This window comes from Pseudonocardia sp. McavD-2-B (assembly GCF_024124365.1).
Taxonomy (GTDB): domain Bacteria; phylum Actinomycetota; class Actinomycetes; order Mycobacteriales; family Pseudonocardiaceae; genus Pseudonocardia; species Pseudonocardia alni.
This window is the reverse complement of record NZ_JAMXSG010000087.1, coordinates 1-19,383: the sequence shown is the minus strand read 5'-3', so window position 1 is coordinate 19,383 and position 19,383 is coordinate 1. Positions and strand designations below refer to the sequence as shown.

General features: G+C 74.6%; 17 protein-coding genes. 6 read left to right on the top strand and 11 right to left on the bottom strand.

Annotation, left to right across the window (positions count from 1 at the left end; all coding sequences use genetic code 11):
• Nucleotides 1-3,037 (bottom strand): translation initiation factor IF-2 N-terminal domain-containing protein (locus NH602_RS13835; RefSeq protein ID WP_253068032.1); only part of this gene is annotated, 3,037 nt, incomplete at its 3' end.
• Between the two features lie 168 nt (nt 3,038-3,205).
• Nucleotides 3,206-4,024, bottom strand: coding sequence for a TIGR03936 family radical SAM-associated protein (locus tag NH602_RS13830; RefSeq protein ID WP_179760648.1), 819 nt, complete (start codon nt 4,022-4,024; stop codon nt 3,206-3,208).
• A gap of 91 nt (nt 4,025-4,115) precedes the next feature.
• Here NH602_RS13830 and NH602_RS13825 point away from each other — a divergent pair, with 91 nt between their 5' ends.
• Nucleotides 4,116-4,931: a class I SAM-dependent methyltransferase gene (locus NH602_RS13825; RefSeq protein WP_179760649.1), complete on the top strand. Its 816-nt coding sequence runs from the start codon at nt 4,116-4,118 to the stop codon at nt 4,929-4,931.
• Between the two features lie 77 nt (nt 4,932-5,008).
• On the top strand, nt 5,009-5,497 hold the full coding sequence (locus NH602_RS13820; protein WP_073578062.1) for a hypothetical protein: 489 nt from the start codon (nt 5,009-5,011) through the stop codon (nt 5,495-5,497).
• Here NH602_RS13820 and NH602_RS13815 read toward each other — a convergent pair.
• Nucleotides 5,440-5,988 (bottom strand): GNAT family N-acetyltransferase, encoded by a 549-nt coding sequence (locus NH602_RS13815; RefSeq protein WP_073578063.1) that lies wholly within the window; start codon nt 5,986-5,988, stop codon nt 5,440-5,442. The two genes, NH602_RS13820 and NH602_RS13815, sit on opposite strands and share 58 nt — an antisense overlap.
• Entirely contained in the window at nt 5,981-7,954 is a 1,974-nt protein-coding gene (locus tag NH602_RS13810) for a TIGR03960 family B12-binding radical SAM protein (protein WP_073578064.1), read from the bottom strand. Before NH602_RS13810 ends, NH602_RS13815 begins: the two co-directional genes overlap by 8 nt.
• A gap of 66 nt (nt 7,955-8,020) precedes the next feature.
• Between NH602_RS13810 and NH602_RS13805 the strand changes: the two genes are divergently transcribed.
• Nucleotides 8,021-8,896, top strand: a complete 876-nt coding sequence (locus NH602_RS13805; RefSeq protein WP_073578065.1) for an alpha/beta fold hydrolase — start codon at nt 8,021-8,023, stop codon at nt 8,894-8,896.
• Between the two features lie 90 nt (nt 8,897-8,986).
• Nucleotides 8,987-10,162, top strand: a complete 1,176-nt coding sequence (locus NH602_RS13800; RefSeq protein ID WP_253068031.1) for an acyl-CoA dehydrogenase family protein — start codon at nt 8,987-8,989, stop codon at nt 10,160-10,162.
• Nucleotides 10,163-10,169: 7 nt separating this feature from the next.
• On the opposite strand, the gene NH602_RS13795 is transcribed toward NH602_RS13800, so the two are convergent.
• Nucleotides 10,170-10,976 carry a helix-turn-helix transcriptional regulator gene (locus NH602_RS13795; protein WP_308292839.1) on the bottom strand — a complete coding sequence of 269 codons (807 nt, stop codon included), beginning with the start codon at nt 10,974-10,976 and terminating at the stop codon, nt 10,170-10,172.
• 141 nt (nt 10,977-11,117) lie between these two features.
• Here NH602_RS13795 and NH602_RS13790 point away from each other — a divergent pair, with 141 nt between their 5' ends.
• On the top strand, nt 11,118-11,498 hold the full coding sequence (locus NH602_RS13790; RefSeq protein ID WP_073578067.1) for a nuclear transport factor 2 family protein: 381 nt from the start codon (nt 11,118-11,120) through the stop codon (nt 11,496-11,498).
• 13 nt (nt 11,499-11,511) lie between these two features.
• On the opposite strand, the gene NH602_RS13785 is transcribed toward NH602_RS13790, so the two are convergent.
• Genes NH602_RS13785 through NH602_RS13775 form a run of 3 tightly spaced genes read right to left on the bottom strand, consistent with a single transcriptional unit; the run spans nt 11,512 to nt 14,251 of the window.
• Entirely contained in the window at nt 11,512-11,943 is a 432-nt protein-coding gene (locus NH602_RS13785) for a hypothetical protein (protein WP_179760650.1), read from the bottom strand.
• A gap of 38 nt (nt 11,944-11,981) precedes the next feature.
• Nucleotides 11,982-13,163: a fatty acid desaturase gene (locus NH602_RS13780; RefSeq protein WP_246352658.1), complete on the bottom strand. Its 1,182-nt coding sequence runs from the start codon at nt 13,161-13,163 to the stop codon at nt 11,982-11,984.
• Nucleotides 13,164-13,192: 29 nt separating this feature from the next.
• Nucleotides 13,193-14,251, bottom strand: coding sequence for a ferredoxin reductase (locus tag NH602_RS13775; RefSeq protein WP_100880069.1), 1,059 nt, complete (start codon nt 14,249-14,251; stop codon nt 13,193-13,195).
• An 87-nt stretch (nt 14,252-14,338) separates the two neighbouring features.
• Between NH602_RS13775 and NH602_RS13770 the strand changes: the two genes are divergently transcribed.
• Nucleotides 14,339-15,148, top strand: coding sequence for a MerR family transcriptional regulator (locus NH602_RS13770; RefSeq protein ID WP_073578070.1), 810 nt, complete (start codon nt 14,339-14,341; stop codon nt 15,146-15,148).
• A gap of 13 nt (nt 15,149-15,161) precedes the next feature.
• Here the strand turns inward: NH602_RS13770 and NH602_RS13765 are convergent, their stop codons facing one another.
• From NH602_RS13765 to NH602_RS13755, 3 genes are all read right to left on the bottom strand, one after another.
• On the bottom strand, nt 15,162-17,573 hold the full coding sequence (locus NH602_RS13765; protein WP_253068030.1) for a carboxyl transferase domain-containing protein: 2,412 nt from the start codon (nt 17,571-17,573) through the stop codon (nt 15,162-15,164).
• Between the two features lie 24 nt (nt 17,574-17,597).
• Nucleotides 17,598-18,557, bottom strand: a complete 960-nt coding sequence (locus tag NH602_RS13760) for an MBL fold metallo-hydrolase (RefSeq protein ID WP_253068029.1) — start codon at nt 18,555-18,557, stop codon at nt 17,598-17,600.
• Between the two features lie 171 nt (nt 18,558-18,728).
• The coding region (locus NH602_RS13755) for a MarR family transcriptional regulator (protein ID WP_308292838.1) at nt 18,729-19,383 on the bottom strand (655 nt) is incomplete at its 5' end.

The window sequence follows — 19,383 nt, the reverse complement described above, 5'->3', positions numbered from 1 at the left end:
CCGGGGTCGCGGCCTGCGGGGCCCCGGTGGGCTCGGCGACCACCGGGGCGGCCGAACCGGTCAGCTCACCGCGCGGCTCGGCGACGACGGTCTCGTCGTCGGCCGGGGCCGGTGCGGGTGCGGCGTCGGTGACGGTGGTGTCGGCCGTGGCCGGCACGGAGACCCCGGTGGACCCGGCGGCCGCGCCGTCGTCGCCCTTCGGGCTTCTGCCCGCGGCGACGGCCGCGGCACCCGCGGCGGCGTCGACGCGCGCGGTGTCGCCGGAGCCGTCCCGGTCCCCGGCACGGTCGGAGCCGTTGCGGTGTCCGGAGCCGTTGCGGTCGGGAGCGTGGCGGTCGGCGTCCCCGTTCCCGGAGCCGCCGTGGCCGGACTCGCCGTTGCCGGGCTCGCCGTTGCCGTTGCCACCGCGGCGACGACGGCGACGCCCGCCGCCGTCGGAGTCGCCGTTGCCGGCGTTCCCGGAGCCGGACCCGTTGCCGGATCCGCCGCCGTTGCCGTTCCCGTTGCCGTTCCCGTTGCCGGAGCCGTTCCCGTGCTGCCCGCCGTTGCCGGAACGGCCGTGCTGGTGGTCCGGACCGGTGTCGGTCGAGACGATCACGCCCCGCCCGCGGCAGTGCTCGCAGGTGGTGGAGAAGTGCTCCAGCAGCCCGCCGCCGACCCGCTTGCGGGTCATCTGGACCAGGCCGAGCGAGGTCACCTCGGCGACCTGGTGGCGGGTGCGGTCCCGGGCGAGGCACTCGGTGAGGCGGCGCAGGACCAGGTCCCGGTTCGCCTCGAGCACCATGTCGATGAAGTCGACGACGATGATCCCGCCGATGTCACGCAGCCGCAGCTGGCGGACGACCTCCTCGGCCGCCTCCAGGTTGTTGCGGGTGACGGTCTCCTCGAGGTTGCCGCCGGAGCCGGTGAACTTGCCGGTGTTGACGTCGACGACGGTCATCGCCTCGGTCCGGTCGATCACCAGGGTGCCGCCCGAGGGCAGCCAGACCTTGCGGTCCAGCGCCTTGAGCAGCTGCTCGTCGATCCGGTACTCGGTGAAGACGTCGGACGGGCCGGTGTGGCGGTGCATCCGGTCGGTGAGCTCGGGCGCGACGTGCTCGACGTAGCCGGACACGGTCTCCCAGGCGTCGGCGCCGGACACGATCAGCTTCGAGAAGTCCTCGTTGAACTGGTCGCGGACGACCTTGACCAGCATGTCCGGCTCCTCGTAGAGGAGCGTCGGGGCCTTGGGTGCGCCCGGGCCGGTCTTGTTCGCCTTCTCCTTGACGACCTCCCACTGCGCCTGCAGGCGGCGGACGTCGCGCTCGAGGGCTTCGTGCGAGACCCCCTCGGAGGCGGTCCGGATGATCACACCGGCATCGGCCGGGACGATCTCCTTCAGCATCTCCTTGAGGCGCTTGCGCTCGGTGTCGGGCAGCTTGCGGGAGATGCCCGCGGCGCCGCCGGAGGGCACGTAGACCAGGAAGCGGCCGGCGAGGGAGATCTGCGTGGTCAGCCGGGCGCCCTTGTGGCCGACCGGGTCCTTCGTGACCTGCACCAGCACCTGGTCGCCGGAGGACAGCGCCTGCTCGATCTTGCGCGCCTTGCCGTTGAGGCCGGCGGCGTCCCAGTCGACCTCACCGGCGTAGAGCACGGCGTTGCGGCCGCGCCCGATGTCGACGAAGGCCGCCTCCATCGAGGGCAGCACGTTCTGCACGCGGCCGAGGTAGACGTTGCCGACCATCGAGCTGCCGGAGTTGCCGCCGGTGATGAAGTGCTCGACGAGGATGTCGTCCTCGAGCACGCCGATCTCGGTGCGGTCGGAGCGCTGGCGGATCACCATCTGGCGGTCGACCGACTCGCGCCGGGCCAGGAACTCCGACTCGGACAGGATCGGCGGACGGCGGCGGCCCGCGTCGCGGCCGTCCCGCCGCCGCTGACGCTTGGCCTCGAGCCGGGTGGAGCCGCGCACGCCCTGGACCTGGTCGTCGGAGGACGACCCGGAGTCCTGGCGGGACTCGCTCCGGGCCTCGCGGACCCGGGTGACGGTGTTGGGCGGGTCGTCCTCGGAACGGTCCTCGACGTCGGACCCCCCGCGACGACGACGGCGCCGCCGGCGGCGCGAGCCGCCCGGGGACTGCTCGTCGGAGTCGTCGGCGCCGTCGGAGTCGGAGTCCTCGGAGTCGGCCCCGGTGGAACCGGCGTCCTCGGAACCGGACTCGTCGGAGTCCTCCGAGTCGTCGCCGTCCTCGCCGGAGTCCTCGCCGCCCTTGCCGCGGCCGCGGCCACGACGGCCCCGGCGGCGACGACGGCGGTTGCCGTTCTCGTCCTCGCCGTCGTCGTCGGAGCCGTCGCCCCGGTCGTCGGCGTCGGTGGTCACGTCGGGGTCGGCGTCGTCGGCCGGGGTGGCGGCCCCGGAGTCCGCGGCCGGGGACGCGGTGGTGTCGGTGTCGCGGTCCTTGCGACGGCGGCTCTTACGGCCGCGGCGGGGGCCGCCGTCGGTGCCGTCCTCGCCACCGGGCTGCTCGGCCGCGTCGTCGACGGCGGGCTCGGCGGCCGCCGGGGCGGTCTGCGCGGCGCCCTGGGCGGTGGGGGCCTGGAACATCGGGACGGCGAAGACCGGCGCCAGTGCGGGCGCGGACCCGCCCCGGGAGGCACCGGAACCGGTGTCGAACGGGTTCGCCCGGACCTCGGTGGTCGCGTCCCCGGCGTCGGCCGAGTCGATGTCGAGTACGGCCGCGGCCTCGGCGAGTGCGGCGTCCGGCGTGTCGGCCGCGGGGGCGGCCTCCGCCCCGGCGGGCTCGGCCCCGTCGGTGGGGTCCGGGGAGGTGGCCCCGGCGGCGTCCGTGGCCGGGCGCAGCGCCGCGACGACCTGCTCGGCCGTCGCACGGGTGATGCTGGACTGGGCGCTACGGACCTCCTGGCCCAGACCGACCAGGGTCGCCAGGACATCGCGGCTCGCCGTGCCCAGCAGCTTGGCCAGGGCATGGACCCGCATCTTCTCCGGCAGCTCGGAGAGCCCGCCGGTGCTACCGGCGGGCGCGTCGTTCACGGACATTCAGCTCCTTCGCCCCCGGGCGCCTCACGTCGGAGGCGGCCGCTCAGGGACCTTGCGCGTACGTTCCGCAGCTCGCGCGGGTTGCGCGGTACGGCACATCTGGTGTCGCTCCCCGGTCTTCGGGGATGGTGCTCGACGCCGGACCGGAGGCGGGAAGTGCCGTCCGTGTCAGGAACCGTCCGGCCGGGCCCGGGTCGCCGGGACCGCACCGAGCGGATCCACCAGGTCGCCCCCGTCGTCGAGCAGGCCCTGCGCCAACCGGGTGGCCGTCACCGGTACCGGCGGCGCCAGGTCTGCGACGACGGTGAGCGCGCCCAGTACGTCATCGGGTCGGACGGTCGGTGTCGTCAGCCGTACGACCGCCGTCAGTATCGCACAGTCGGTGACCGAACCCGGGGAACCCGCCGCCCCGGACGGGTCATGATCGGCCGGTGTGCCGTTCACCTGCGGTTCGACCGACAGAGTCACGACGGCGGCGCGCACGTCGATCTCCTTGCGCCCGGACGGGGTCACCCGGGTCACCACGACCGAGGTCTCGGCGAGGAACCGCTCGACCGCGGACCGCACCTCGGCGGGGTCGAGCCCGCGGATCTCGAGCCGCCAGCGGGCGGCGTCGATCCGGTCGGCCAGCGCGGGCGGCGTCGCGACCGCCGCCGCGACGACGTCGAGCCCGTCGGGCAGCGCCCGGTCCATGGCCTCCCGGACCAGCTCCGGGTCGACCTCGCGGGTCAGCCCCATCTCGACGTACTCGGCCTCGCTGGCCGCCCCGGTCGGGGCGGCACCGACCCAGGACAGCCGCGGGTGCGGGCTGAAGCCGTGCGAGTGCGAGACCGGGACACCGGCCCGGCGGACCGCGCGTTCGAAGCTGCGGGCCACGTCGCGGTGCGAGAGGAACCGCAGCCGGCCGCGCTTGGCGAAGCGCAGGCGGACCCGCTGCACCGTCGGGGGTGCCGGGTTCGCCGCAGCTCCTGCCTTCACGCGCGCCATGCGCCGGAGTCTAGGAGGGGCGTGCACACGGTCGGGCACACGGCCCGCGCGCATCCTCGGCGCGACCGGCGGACCGGAAGGAGCACCCACCATGTCCACCATCCCCGACCTCGGCACGCTCGGCGCGGCCCACCGCGCCGTGTGGGCCTCCGGCGACTACCCCGCGGTCGCCGCGGAGCTGATCCCCGGCCTCGGCGAGGTCGTCGTCGACACGGCGGCCGTCGGCCCGGGCGACCGGGTGCTCGACATCGCCGCGGGCACCGGCAACGCGGCCGTCCCGGCCGCGCTGCGTGGCGCGGACGTCGTCGCCGCGGACCTCACCCCGGAGCTGCTCGCCGTCGGCGCGCGGCTCGCCGCGGACCGCGGGGCCGCGCTCGAGTGGGTCGAGGCCGACGCCCAGGCGCTGCCCTTCCCCGACGCCGCGTTCGACGTCGTGCTGTCCTGCGTGGGGGTGATGTTCGCCCCGTTCCACGAGCGGGCGGCGGCCGAGCTGCTGCGCGTCTGCCGCCCCGGCGGCCGGATCGCGCTGCTCGCCTGGACCCCGGGAGGGTTCGTCGGGGGGCTGCTCGCGACGCTGCGCCCGTTCGTGCCCGCCCCGCCGCCCGGGGCGTCTCCCCCGGTCCGCTGGGGCGACGAGGCGTACCTCCGCACGCTGCTCGGGGACGGTGTGCGGGACCTGCACACCTCGCTCGGGTCCGCCCGGTTCGCGGTCACCGACTCCCCCGCCGCGTTCCGCGACTGGTGGAAGCAGCGCTACGGGCCGATCGTCACCACGTATGCCCGCATCGCCGACGACCCGGAACGGACCGCGGAGCTGGACACCGCGTTCCTCGACCACCTGACCGCCACCCGGACCGGCGACCACTGGGAATCCGAATACCTGCTGGTCACGGCCGTTCGCCTCTGACAGGAGGGGCCGAACGGCCGGTTCCGGCGGCACGGCGGCGGTGTCATCCTCCCTCCCCGCGGACAGGGAGGTGCCGTGTGACCGTCGTCCGGCTGCTCGGCCCGCCCCGTGCGGGCGGTGTGGACCCGGTCCGGGGCCGCAAGCCGTGGGCGCTGCTGGCGCTCGTGCTGTGCAGCAGCGGCCCGGTCCCGCGCTGCCGCGCCGTGGGGCTCCTGTTCCCCGACGCCGGCGATCCGGGGGCGGCGCTGCGGTGGACGCTCAGCCGGGCGCGGCGGGCCACCGGGGGTGCCGTACGGCTCGGCGGGGATCCCCTGCGCGTCGAACCCGTCGCGGGGACCGTCGTGGACGTGTTCGACGTCCTGGCCGGGCGGCGGCCGCGGTTCTGGCCACTCGGCGAGGCGACGCTCCCGTTGCTGGAGGGCCGCGAGCCAGACGTGCCGGAGTTCGCCGCCTGGCTGCACGGCCGCCGGCGCGATCTCGCACGTTCCGGTCGGCTGCTCCAGCAGACCTACTGCTCCAGCACCAGCAGCGCGTCGCCGGCGGGCCGGAACCCGGCACGCCGGTAGAACGCGGCGCTCCCCGCGGTCGGGGCGAGCATCAGCCGCCGGTACCCGCGGGCCCTGGCGTGCGCGACGACCGCGGACAGCAGCACCCGCGGCACCCCCGCCTCGGTGAACGCGGCGAGGACGAAGGCGTTCCCGACCTGCCCGGTGCGCGTGCCACGGCCCCCGGGGCGGGGCATCTGCACGGTCTCCAGCACGTTGATCGACCCGACCGGTGTCCACCCGGCGCGGTCGCTGCCCGCCTCGGCCACCCAGAACGCCCGGCGCGGCTGCTCGACCCGCCACCAGGCGGCGAACGACTCGGCGAACGACGGGTCCTCGACCGGCCGCCCGGCGCGCTCCTCCAGCCAGAGGCGGCGCAGCCGGGCGAGCGCGGCGACGTCGCGTTCGTCGGCGACCCGGACCCGCAGGCGTCTGCCGCCGTACTCCCAGGAGGACCCGTCGGCGTCGGCGACGGCCGGGTCCGGGATCGAGGACAGTCCGTTCTCAGCCACCCGGGTGTGCGCCCCCGAGCGGCCCCGCGGCCGAGGCCGTCGGGTTGACCACGGTCAGCGGCAGCAGGGTGGTCCCGCTGGGGCCGACCTCGATGTCGGTACCGGTGGACGGGCAGACGCCGCAGTCGAAGCACGGCGTCCAGCGGCAGTCGTCCTGCTCGCGGCCGTCGAGCGCGTCCTGCCAGTCCTCCCAGAGCCAGTCGCGCTCCAGGCCGGAGTCGAGGTGGTCCCAGGGCAGGATCTCGTCGGCGTCGCGCTCGCGGGTGGTGAACCAGTCCAGCGACACCCCCTGCGGCTCCAGGGCCTCGGCGGCGGAGTCGACCCAGCGGCGGTAGGAGAAGTGCTCGGACCAGCCGTCGAACCGGCCGCCGTCGCGCCAGACCTTCTCGATGACGGCGCCGACCCGGCGGTCGCCACGGGCGAGCAGTCCCTCGATCAGCGAGGGCTCGCCGTCGTGGTAGCGCATGCCGATGTTGCGGCCGATCTTCCGGTCGGCGTTGACCGCCTCGCGCAGCTTGCGCAGCCGGGAGTCGACGACCTCGGGGTGGCACTGCGCGGCCCACTGGAACGGGGTGTGCGGCTTCGGGACGAACCCGCCGATGGAGATGGTGCAGCGGACGTCGTTGCGCCCCGACGCCCTCCGCCCGGCCTCGATCACCCGGTAGGCCATCCCGGCGATCTCCAGGACGTCCTCGTCGGTCTCGGTGGGCAGCCCGCACATGAAGTACAGCTTGACCTGCCGCCAGCCCTGGGAGAACGCCTCGGCGCAGGTCCGGATGAGGTCGTCCTCGGAGACCATCTTGTTGATCACGCGGCGGATGCGCTCGGAGCCGCCCTCGGGGGCGAAGGTCAGCCCCGAGCGGCGGCCGTTGCGGGAGATCTCGTTGGCCAGGTCGATGTTGAACGCGTCGACCCGGGTGCTCGGCAGCGACAGCGAGGTGTTCGTGCCCTCGTAGCGGTCGGCGAGGCCCTTGGTGATCTCGGCGATCTCGGAGTGGTCGGCACTCGACAGCGACAGCAGGCCGACCTCGTCGAAACCGGAGGCGCGCACCGACGCATCGACCATCTCGCCGACGCCCTGCAGCGACCGCTCCCGCACCGGGCGGGTGATCATCCCGGCCTGGCAGAACCGGCAGCCGCGGGTGCAGCCGCGGAAGATCTCGACGCTGGCCCGCTCGTGCACGGTCTCGGCCAGCGGGACCAGCGGCTTCTTCGGGTACGGCCAGTCGTCCAGCTCGATCGTGGTGCGCTTCTGCACGCTCGCGGGGACCCGCTCGTCGGCCGGGGTGACGGCGGCGATGTGACCGTCGTCGGCGTAGGTCACGTCGTAGAGGGACGGCACGTAGCAGCCGGGCGTCGACGACAGCCGCAGCAGCAGCTCCCGGCGCCCGCCCGGGCGTCCCTGCGCCTTCCAGTCCCGCACGACGTCGGTGATGTCGCCGACGACCTCCTCGCCGTCACCGAGCGCGGCGACGTCGACGAAGTCCGCGACCGGCTCCGGGTTGAACGCCGCGTGCCCACCGGCGACGACGACCGGGTGGCTCTCGTCGCGGTCCCGGGCGTGCAGCGGGATCCCCGCCAGGTCGAGCGTGGTGAGCAGGTTGGTGTAGCCGAGCTCGGTGGAGAAGGAGACGCCGAGGACGTCGAAGTCACCGACCGCGTGGTGGGCGTCGACGGTGAACGACGGCACCCCCGACTCGCGCATCAGGGCCTCGAGATCGGGCCAGACCGCGTAGCAGCGCTCGGCCAGTGCGTCGGCGCGCTCGTTGAGGACCTCGTACAGGATCTGGACGCCCTGGTTGGGCAGGCCGACCTCGTAGGCGTCCGGATAGAGCAGTGCCCAGCGGACGGCCGCGGAGTCCCACGGCTTGACCTGCGAGTTCCCCTCACCGCCGACGTACTGCACCGGCTTGGCGACGCGGGGCAGGATCGGCTCCAGGGCGGGGAATACGGAGGTGGGTGCCACGCTGCACCAGGGTAGCCACGTCCGTTCGGGACGAACCGGCGGGTCGCGTCCGGCCGAACGCGGGGTGTGGAACCCGAGCAGTACACCGACGTCGGCGCGGTCCGGCTGTGCCACCAGTCCTTCGGCGACCCGGCCGACCCGGTGGTGGTCCTGGTGATGGGCCTGGGTCTGTCCTTGGACTGGTGGCGCGACGACCTCTGCGCCGCCCTGGCCGGCCGCGGGTTCCGGGTGGTGCGGTTCGACAACCGCGACGTCGGCCGCTCGACGCACCTGTCCGGCCCCGGGATCTCGGCCTGGGGGTTCCTGACGCGCCGGGCCCGGCCGGTCTACACCCTGGCCGACATGGCCGACGACACCGGCGGACTGATCGCCCGGGTCGCGCCGTCCGGGGCGCACGTGGTCGGCGCCTCGCTGGGGGCCTCGGTCGCCCAGGAGACCGCGATCCGCCACCCCGGCCTGGTCCGGTCGCTGACCTCGGTGATGGGCCGCCCCGGCGACGGCACCGGGCGGACCGCACCGCGGATGATCCCGGAGTTCTTGCGCCCGCCGCCCGCGGACCCGGTCGAGGGCCTGGTCCGGTCGTTCCGCCGGATCGGCTCCCACGACCGGACCGCCGTGGACGACGAGGACGTCCGCGTCACGTTCCGGCGGGCGCAGGCCCGCGAGACCGGCGACGGCAGCGGGGCCGGCAGGCAGCTGGCGGCGATCGTCGCCGAGCGGGACCGCACCGCGGACCTGCGGGCGCTGACCTGCCCGGCGCTGGTACTGCACGGGTGCGCGGACCGGGTCATCCGCCCCGACGGGGGCCGTGCGACCGCCGCGGCCGTCCCGGGCGCCGAGCTGGTGGAGGTGCCGGGGATGGGCCACGACCTGCCGCGGTGGGTCTGGCCGGAGCTCGTCGAGGGGATCGTGCGGACCGCCTCCCGGGCGCACGCCCGCTGAGGCACGGGTCACGGCGGACCGGCGGGCCGGGCACCTACGCTGGCGCCGACCTGCTCCCCACGCGCGTCCCCGAACTCCCAGGAGACCCCCGTGCCCGTGACCGACGCCGAGCTGCACGCCCGGTTCCGCCCGCTGTTCGAGAAGATCGCCGCCGGCGCGGTGGAGCGCGAGCTGAGCCGCAGGCTGCCCGTCGACGAGATCGCCGCCCTGCGCGACGCCGGGTTCGGCGCTGTCCGGCTGCCGGTGGAGGCCGGCGGCGCGGGGGCGTCGCTGCGTCAGCTGTTCGCGTTGCTCGTCGAGCTGGGCGCGGCGGACTCGAACATCCCGCAGGCGCTGCGGACGCACCTGCTGTTCGCCGAGCTGTGGTCGGCCGGTGCCGCCGACGACCCGGTGCTGCGCGGTCGGCTGGAGCAGGTCGCGGCCGGCAGGCTCGTCGGCAACGCCATCTCCGAGCGCGGCGGCGTCGTGCGCAACTCCTCCACCACGGTGCTGCGCCGCGACGGGGACAGGCTGCTGCTCGAGGGCGAGAAGTTCTACTGCACCGGCACTCTCTACGCCGACCTCGTCGACGTCGTCGCGCTCGACGAGGACGGCAGCCGGGTGAGCGTGCTGGTGGAGACCTCCGCGCCCGGTGTCGAGCGGGTCGACGACTGGCGCGGGTTCGGGCAGAAGCTGACCGCCAGCGGCACGACCCGGTTCACCGCGGTCGAGGTCGACCCGGCCCAGGTGCGGCCCGCGCCGACCGATGCCCACCAGCCGGTCCGGCAGGGGTTCCTGCAGCTGGTGCAGCTGGCGGCGCTGGCCGGGATCGCCCGCCGCGCCGCCGACGACGCCGCCGCCTACGTCCGCGACCGGCGCCGCAACTGGCCCTACGGCAACGCCGACCTGCCCAGGGACGACCCGCTGGTACAGCAGGTCGTCGGGAAGGTCGACGCGGCCGCGTTCACCGTCGCCGCCGTCGTCGACGCCGCGGCCGCCTCGCTGGAGCGGGCGTTGTCCGAGCCCGGCCACGGCCCGGCCGCCGAGCTCGACGTGTACCGGGCCCAGTCGACGGTGCCGCAGCTGGTGCTGGACGCGACCTCGGAGCTGTTCGAGGTCGGCGGCGCGTCCACCGTCGACGTCGACCGGGCGCTGGACCGGCACTGGCGCAACGCGCGCACCCTCGCCGTGCACAACCCGATCGTCTACAAGCAGCAGGTGGTCGGGGCCTTCGCGCTGAACGGGACGGTGCCGGTGCTGTCGCTGTCCCCGGGCGTCGCGGGCTGAGCGGGGCTCACCGGCCGGCGCGGGCGGTGAGGGCGGCGCGCGTGGCGTCGTCGGCGGGCAGGAAGGTCTCCAGCGCCAGCTCGGCGAGGGTGACGTCGTGCGGTGCGCCGAAGGTCGAGACCACCGAGTGGAACCTCAGCGTGCCGTCGTCGGTGTCGAGGACCAGCGGCAGCAGCACGTCCGAGCCCGGCGACGGCAGCGCGGTCCCCTCGGGTGCGGGGTAGTCCCGGCACTCGGCGAGCAGCGCGACGAGCCGCCGGTCCGCGGTCATCCGCACCTGCCGTTCGAGCCGGTGCAGCAGGTGCCCCCGCCACTGGGCGAGGTTGCGGATGCGCGGCGCGAGCCCGGCGGGGTGCAGGCAGACCCGGTGCACGTTCGGCGGCGGCCCGAGCACGGCCGGGTCGAGGCCGCTCAGCAGCGCCGAGGCCGGGGCGTTGGCGAGCCGGACGTCGCCCCACCGGTCCACGACGAGGGCCGGGTACGGGTCGTGCGCGGCGACGAGCCGCGCCAGCGCCTCCCGCACGGGTGCGAGGTCCGGGTCGTCGAGCGACCGTTCGGTGTAGGCGGGGGCGTAGCCGGCGGCCAGGAGCAGCGCGTTCCGCTCCCGCAGCGGGATCTCCAGTGCGTCGGCGAGCGCGCCCAGCAGCTCCCTGCTCGCGCCCGATCGGCCGGTCTCGACGAAGCTGAGGTGCCGCGCCGAGACCCCCGCCGCGAGCGCCAGGTCGAGCTGGCTGCGCCGGCGGCGGCCCCGCCAGAACCGCAGCATCTCCCCCGGTCCCGCGGTGCGGGCCGGACGGACGTCGGTGTGGCTCACCGGGCCGACGCTAGCCGGGCCCGGGCGTCGCGACGACTACCTGCGGGGTAGGCGGATCCGGTTACCCCGCAGGTCATCGCGCCGCGGCGGCGGTAGCAGCAGGCTCGATGAGGTCCGAACCGCACCACCCAGGAGGTAGGGATGACCGACTTCACCGCCCTCGCCGAGCGCTACGTCGCGGCGTTCGACGAGGCCGACCCGACGGCGCGGAAGGCCCGCGTCGCCGAGCTGTTCACCACCGACGTCCGCTACACCGACCCGCTCGCCGACGTCACCGGGCACGACGGCGTCGCCGGGTTCCTGGGCGCGGCCCGGGAGAAGCTGGCCGGGTTCGAGTTCCGGCTGCACGGCGAGGTCGACGCGCACCACGACCGGGCGCGGTTCCGCTGGCAGGCGGCGCCGCCGGAGGTCTTCGCGGCGGGCGCCGAGCCTCCGGTGGTCGGGTTCGACGTCATCGTGACCGACGGCGACGGCCGGATCGCGCAGGTGCACGGCTTCCTCGACGTCGTCCCCGCCCTGTAACGGGCCGGGCCGGTCAGTGGACGACCGGCCCCGACGACGGGCCGTGCGCCCAGGACCGCGGCGGGCCGGGTTCGGCCCGCCGCCGCGGGACGATGAACGCGGCCACGGCCAGAAGCCCGGCCAGGAGCATCCCGTACTGCAGGCTCAGCAGGTAGCCGAGCCCCCGGCCCAGCGCGAACGGGGCCTGCGGGTCGAACAGCGTCCACGCCGAGCCGGCCAGGAGCAGTACGGCCCCGGTCAGCGGTGCACCCGGGGACAGGCGGGCGGCGAGCACCACCGCGCCCAGGAGCAGCCCGCCGACGAGCAGCAGGCCCGAGCCGGCGGGGACCCGGTCGAGGTCCATCCGCATCATCGACTCGTAGGCGATGCCCATCCCCGCACCGGCGACGAGCAGCGCCACCGCCGTCCCGACGAGCCCGACCAGGATCCCCACCAGGTGCCGCACGACCGCCCCCTCCGCCGACCCGGACGGATCGGAAGCTATCAGCGCTTCCCGTTCGGCAGGGCCAGTCGGTTGATCGTGCCCAGGACCTGCATGTACTGCTTCCACAGCGGCCCGGTCGTGTACTCCAGCCCGTACTCCCGGCACAGCTCCCGCACCTCGGGGGCGATCTCGGCGTAGCGGTTGCTGGGCAGGTCCGGGAACAGGTGGTGCTCGATCTGGAAGGACAGCTGGCCGGTCATCAGGTGGAAGTACCGGCCGCCGTCGAGGTTGGCCGAGCCCAGCAGCTGGCGGACGTACCACTCGCCGCGGCTCTCGTCCTCCAGCTGCTCCTCGGTGAACTGGACCGCGCCGGTCGGGAAGTGGCCGCAGAAGATGACCGCGTGCGTCCAGACGTTGCGCACCAGGTTCGCGGTGAGGTTGCCCGCGAGCACCGGCAGGAAGAACGGCCCGGCCAGCGCGGGGAACGCGACGTAGTCCTTGAGGATCTGGCGACCGGTCTTGCGACCGATCGACTTGATCTGCTGCCACACCCGGCTCAGCGGCTTCTGCCCCGCCACGACCTTCTCGACCTCGAGGTCGTGCAGCGCGACGCCGTACTCGAAGAACAGGCTGAGCAGGACGTTGTACAGCGGGTTGCCCAGGTAGTACGGCGTCCACCGCTGTTCCTCGGACAGCCGCAGGATCCCGTAGCCCACGTCGCGGTCCTTGCCGACGACGTTGGTGTAGGTGTGGTGCATGTAGTTGTGCGAGTGCTTCCACTCCGCCGAGGACGAGACGTTGTCCCACTCCCAGGTCGACGAGTGGATCTTCGGGTCGCGCATCCAGTCCCACTGGCCGTGCATGACGTTGTGCCCGATCTCCATGTTCTCGAGGATCTTGGCGATCGAGAGCATGGCGGTCCCGGCGATCCAGGCCGGGGGCAGGACGCCGGCGAACAGCAGCGCGCGGCCGCCGATCTCCAGCGCCCGCTGCTTGCGGATGACGCCGCGGATGTACTCGGCGTCCGAGGCGCCGCGCTCGGCGAGGACCCGGTCACGGATCGCGTCGAGGCGACGGCCGAGCTCCTCGATCTGCTCGGCGGTCAGGTCGGTGGTCGCGGCCACGTCCTCGCGGCGCGACGACGGCACGAGTTCCAGCACCGGGCGCTGCGGGTGCTGCTCGCGGCCGGTCTCCTCCGGGCCGGGCTCGGCGTGCGTGGGGTTCTCCAGGACGGCGGTCATGAGGACCTCCTTCGGTCGGAGCGGGTGGATCAGGGAAGGTCGATGCGTGCGGGCCCGCACGCGGAGTTGATGCAGGTCTGGACCAGGTCGCCGGGCTCGCCGTGCGCCTCGCCGGTGCGCAGGTCGCGCACCCGGCCCTCGCGTAGCGGCAGCACGCAGCCGAAGCAGATGCCCATCCGGCAGCCGCTGGGCATGAGCTTCCCGGCGGCCTCCCCCGCCTCGAGAAGGCTCTGGCCGGACTCGACGACGACGTCGTCGCCGCCGAGGTCGACGGTGCCGCCGGTGCCCTCGGTGGCGCGGGCCGGCGGGGTGAAGCGCTCGGCGGTGACGCCGTCCCAGGCACCCTCCAGGGCGTCGAGCAGGCCGTCGGGGCCGCAGGCGTACACGGCCCGGTCGGCCCTGTCCGCGACGGCGGCGTCGAGGGTCGTGGGGTCGAGCCGCCCGGAGACGGCGCTGTGGCGCAGCACGACCCGCAGCGACGGGTGCCGCGCGGCGAGGCCGGCCAGCTCGGCGCGGAAGATCGTGTCCTCCGACGTGCGGGCGCCGTGCACGAGCACGACGTCGGGCATCGTCCCGGCGCGGTCGAGCGTGCGCAGCATGCCCATCACCGGGGTGATGCCGCTGCCCGCGGTGACGAACAGCAGCTTCTCCGGGAGCGGGTCGGGCAGGACGAAACCGCCCGCCGCCTGGTCGAGCTCGACGATCGTGCCGATCGGCAGGTCGCGGACCAGGGTCGGCGACACGGCGCCGCCGTCGACCTCCTGCACGGTCACGGTGAGGTGCTCGGCGTCCTCGGGCGAGGTCAGCGAATAGCTCCGGGTGAGCCGGACGCCGTCGACCTCGACGCCGATGCCCACGTACTGGCCGGCGCGGTGCCCGGCCCAGGCGCGCCCGGGCTCGATGGTCACCGAGACCGCACGGCCGGTCTCGCGGCGACGGGCGACGACCCGGCCGCGCAGCGACGTGGTCGACCAGAGCGGGTCGACCAGTGTCAGGAAGTCCTCGGGCAGCAGCGGGGTCGTGAGGGCGCTCGCGGCGGCCAGCAGGCCCCGGCGGCGCGAGGTCGTGCCAGGAGCGGATCGGAACATGACATCAACTGTGCACTGCTCGATGTCACATAGCAACCGGGGTCGCCTGGATTCTGTGTCACATGCTTGCCTGTTATTCTCCGTGTCATGGTCGAGGACCCGGAGTCGGCGGACTGGCGCACCATCGACGAGCTGGCGCGGTCCAGCGGTGTCACGGTGCGCAACATCCGCGCCTACCAGTCCCGGGGGCTGCTGCCCCCGCCGCAGGTCAAGGCCCGGACGGGCTACTACGGCCCCGGTCACGCGGCACGTCTGGAGCTGATCCAGGACCTGCAGGACGAGGGCGTCAAGCTCGACACGATCAAGAAGCTGCTCGACACCACCGGTGGCTCCACCGAGCAGGTCGTGCAGTTCATCCGGACCGTCCGCGCGCTGTTCGCGCCCGAGGACCGGCAGATCGTGCACCTCGCCGAGCTCGCCGAACGGTACGAGAGCACCGACGTCGGCGTCGCCAAGCGCGGGGTCAAGATGGGCCTGCTGCGCGAGCTGGGCGACGACACCTACGAGGAGATCAGCCCGCGGCTGATGAACGCCGCGGCCGAGCTGACCGGTCTCGGCATCCCGATCACCCGCTCGCTCGACGTCGTCGAGCAGCTGCGCAAGCACGCCGACGCCGTCGCCCGGCTCTACGTCGATCTGTTCCTCGGCGAGATCTGGCAGCCCTTCGACGCCGAGGGCCGGCCCGACGACCAGTGGCCGCGTGTCTACGAGACGATCGAGCGGATGCGCCGCATCTCCGGCGAGGTCATGATCGCCGTGCTGGAGCTGGCCGTGGCCGAGCGGGTCGACGTCACCTTCGGCCGCGACATCGTGCGCAACGTGAAGACCACGAGCGCGGGTCCCACGGTCGCACCCGACGCCGCGGAGCCGTCCACGGACGGGGCGGAGCCGTCCTGACCACCGGCGCCGGTCAGCGCCCGCGCAGCGCGCGGGAGACCACGGCCCGGGTGTCGGCGGGGTCGATGACGTCGTCGATCTCGAACACCGTCGCCACGCCGAGCGCCTTGCCGCGCTCGTAGTACCCGGCGACGAGCTCGTCGTAGCGGGCCCGCCGCGCGGTCTCGTCGGTGATCGCGGCCAGCTCGTCGCGGAAGCCGAGGCGGACCGCGCCCTCCAGCCCCATCCCGCCGAACTCGCCGGTCGGCCAGGCCACGGTCAGCACCGGCGCGTGCAGGTCACCGCCGGCCATCGCCATCGCGCCGAGGCCGTAGCCCTTGCGCAGCACGACCGTCACCAGCGGCACCGTCAGCCGTGCGCCGGCGACGAACATCGCCCCGAACCGGCGGACGGTCGCGGTGCGCTCGGTGTCCGGGCCGACCATGAACCCCGGGGTGTCGCACAGCGACACGACCGGCAGCCCGCGGGCCTGGCACAGCGCCAGGAACGCGGCGGCCTTGTCCGCGGCGTCGCCGTCGATCGCGCCACCGAGGTGCTCGGGGTCGTTGGCGATCACGCCGACGGCGCGGCCGTCGAGCCGGGCCAGTGCGGTGACCATTCCCACGCCGAACCCCCCGCGCAGCTCGACGACGGAGCCGGTGTCGCACAGGGTGTCGACGACGCGGCGGACGTCGTAGGCGCGCAGCCGGTTCTCCGGCACCAGGTGGCGCAGCAGCCGCTGGTCGGCGTGCCCGCCGGCCACCGGGTCCCCGGCGACGTGGCGCAGGTACCGGCGGGCCGCGGCGGCCGCGGCCCGGTCGTCGGGCACGAGCAGGTCGACCACGCCGTTCGCCCACTGCACCGGCATCGGGCCGACGTCACCGGGTGCGACGACGCCGAGCCCGCCGCCCTCGATCATCGCCGGGCCGCCCATGCCCAGGCTGCTGCCCTCGGTCGCGACGATCAGCTCGCAGGCCCCGGCCAGGGCCGCGTTGCCGGCGAAGCAGTAGCCGGCGACGACCGCGACGGTCGGGACCCGGTCACGCAGGCGGGCGAACAGCCGGAAGGTCGGCACGTCGAGCTGGGTGACGGCGGAGGTGTCGGTGTCCCCCGGCCGCCCGCCGCCGCCCTCGGCGAACACGACGACCGGCAGCCGGTCGCGCTCGGCGAGCTCGAGGAGCCGGTCGGTCTTGCGGTGGTTGAGCACGCCCTGGGTGCCGGCGAGCACGGTGTAGTCGTAGGCCAGCACGGCGACCGGGCGTCCGCCGACGGTCCCGGTGCCGGTGACGATCCCGTCGGCGGGGGTGCGGGCGACGAGCTCGGCGGTGCTGCGCCGGGCCCGCTGCGCCGCCAGGGTCAGCGCGCCGTACTCGACGAGGCTGTCGGGGTCGAGCAGGTCGGCGACGTTCTCCCGGGCGGCCGCGTGCCGCTCGGCGTGGTAGCTCTCCAGGAGCTCCTCCGGCGCCCAGCCGCGGCCGACCCAGGCGATCTTCCAGGCGGCGTTCTCGGCGTCGGCGACGCCGGAGTTCAGCCCGCGGGCACCGAACGGGGACACCAGGTGTGCCGCGTCGCCCGCCAGCAGGACCCGGCCGCACCGCATCCGGTTCACCACGCGCGAGTGGAACCGGTAGACCGAGGACCAGACCACCTCGTGGTCGACGTCCCCGATGACCGCGCGGATCCGGGCGTCCAGCGCGCCGGACGCGGTCTCGGCGTCGAGGTCGTACCCGGCCGGGACCTGCCAGTCGATCCGGAACGTCGAGTCCGGACAGGGGTGGACCAGCACCTGGCGGCCCGGGTTCGCGGCCGGGTCGAAGTGGAAGCGGCGCTCGGTGGCCCACCCCGGGAGGTCGGCGCGGACGTCGCAGATCAGGAAACGGTCGTCGAAGCTGGTGCCCTCGAAGGTGACCCCGAGCAACTCGCGCAGCGCGTCGCCGCGGGCACCGGCACAGACGACCACGAAGCTCCCCGCGACCCGTCCACCGCCGTCGAGGGTGACGGCGACACCGTCGGCGGACTGCTCCACGCCGACGACGTCGTGCCCCCAGCGCAGGTCCACCAGGGCCTCGTCGGCGATCCGCTCGTCGAGGATCTGCTCGGTCCGGGCCTGCGAGAGGTTCACGAACGGCGGGAACGCGGGCCGACCCGGCTCGGCGAAGGTGTGGGCGAACAGCTCGGTGTCGCGGTGGAAGGTGCGCGCGGTGGTCCAGGTGACGCCCTCGTCGGCGATCCGGCGCCCGGCGCCGACGGACTCCCAGACGTCGAGTACGTCGCGCTGCTGACAGATCGCCTTCGACCCGGCCCGGTCCCGCTCCGGGCGGCGGTCCAGCACGACCGTCGGGACGCCGTGGCGGGCCAGCAGCAGCGCGGTGGTCTGCCCGACCGGCCCGGCGCCGAGCACCAGGACGGGCGACGACGGCCAGGCCGGCGCGGCGGACGTCGACATGGGTTCCCTCCCCTCGCCGGTGCCTCAGCCCTGCAGCCGGGCCCAGACCTCCTGGTCGCGTTCCGCGGTCCAGATCAGCGGACGCTCCACACCGGACAGCTCGTCCCACAGCCGGGAGACGTCGAACGGCAGACAGTGCTCGAAGATCGGCCAGTGCCCGTAGTCGTCGACGAGCGCGGCGTGGGTCGCCTCGAACGCCTCCTTCAGCGTGCCGCCGCGCCCCCGCACCGCGCCGACCTCCCGGATCATGACCTGCAGGAACCCGCGGGTCTGGGCGATCGCGGCGTCGACCTCGGCGCGGCCGCGGCTGACCGCGCCGCGCCCGCCGACGAGCTGCTCGGCGCCGAGCGCGGCGAGCCGGTCGAGGGTGTCGCCCGCCCAGTCGCGGTGGAACGCGTCGCCGGTGTAGAGCGCGGCCCGGGCCTCCACGAGGTCACCGGCGAACAGGATCCGGTGCCGCGGCAGCCAGGCGGTGATGTCGCCCTCGGTGTGGCCGCGGCCGTGGAACTGCAGCACCAGCTCGCCGCGGTCACCGCCCAGGTCGAGGGTGAGACGGTCGGCGAAGGTGAGCGTCGGCCAGGTGAGTCCGGGCACGGAGTCGGCGGCCTCGGCCAGCCGCGGCATCCGCGCGAACTCCGAGGCCCAGTCCTCCATGCCACGCTCGGTGATCAGGTCCGCGGTCGTCTCGTGCGCGACGACGGTCTGCGCGTCGAACGCGCTCGCGCCCAGCACCCGGACCGCGTGGTAGTGCGACAGCACGAGGTACCGGACCGGCTTGTCGGTGTGCTCGCGCAGCATCGCGAGCCACTTCCGGGCGGCGACCGGGGTGGCGAGGGCCTCGAAGCAGACGACGAAGTCCTCCCCCTCGATCGCGCCGATGTTCGGGTCGCCCTCGGCGGTGAGGGCGTAGACGCCGTCCGCGAGCACCTCGAGGGTCTGCTCCTTGGCGGCGGTGTCGGCGGAGGAGGCGAAGGGCTTGGCCACGGCGGGTGTCCTCTCGGAGCCGGAAGACGGGCGGCGACCGCGGCGACCCGTCGTCGGGACCTCCGACCGGCCGGGCACCCCCGACGATCAAAGGTTGAATCACTTGTGCAGGACCGTAGAGGGCCGCGCCGCCCGGCGCCAGGGCCGATCCGGCGGCGCGCGCCGAGCGGTTCAGGTCCGCCGGTTGATCCAGTCCGCCCGGTGCGCCGCCCGGGCGAGGCGGACGAGCAGGGTGTTCAGGGCGGCGAGGTCGTCGGCGCCGAGCAGCGCCGCCCACTCCGACTCACGGCGGTTGTGGGTGCCGAACGCGGCGACCAGCCGGTCGGTCCCCGCGTCGGTCAGCGACAGGTGCACGGTCCGCCGGTCCCCGGCGGCGGGCGTGCGCCGGACCAGCTCACCGGCGGCGAGGGTGTTGGCCAGGCTGGACACCGCGGCCCGGCTCATCCCGCACAGCTCCGCCGCCCGGCCCGCCTCCTGCCCGCCCGCGACCCACAGCGTGAACAGCAGCCGGAACGCCGACCAGCTCCATCCGGCGGGGCGGTGCACGGTCGACTCGAGGTCGTAGACCAGGGAGCCGGCGATCCGGTGCAGGTTCAGCACCAGCGCCATGGCCTCGCGGTCGGTACCGGGGAGCCGATCGCCGGCGCGGGCGAGCGCGACGTCGGTGAAGGCGAGGAACCCGTCCGCGCCGTTCCCGCTGCCGTTCCCGCTGCCGTTCCCGCTGCCGTCCACGCTGCCCATGCTGTTGTCGGCCCCGCCCCGTGCGACCGCCGCCCGGCCCGGTGACCGCGCCCCGACTGCCGGCGGGACCCCGCCCGGCCCGGCG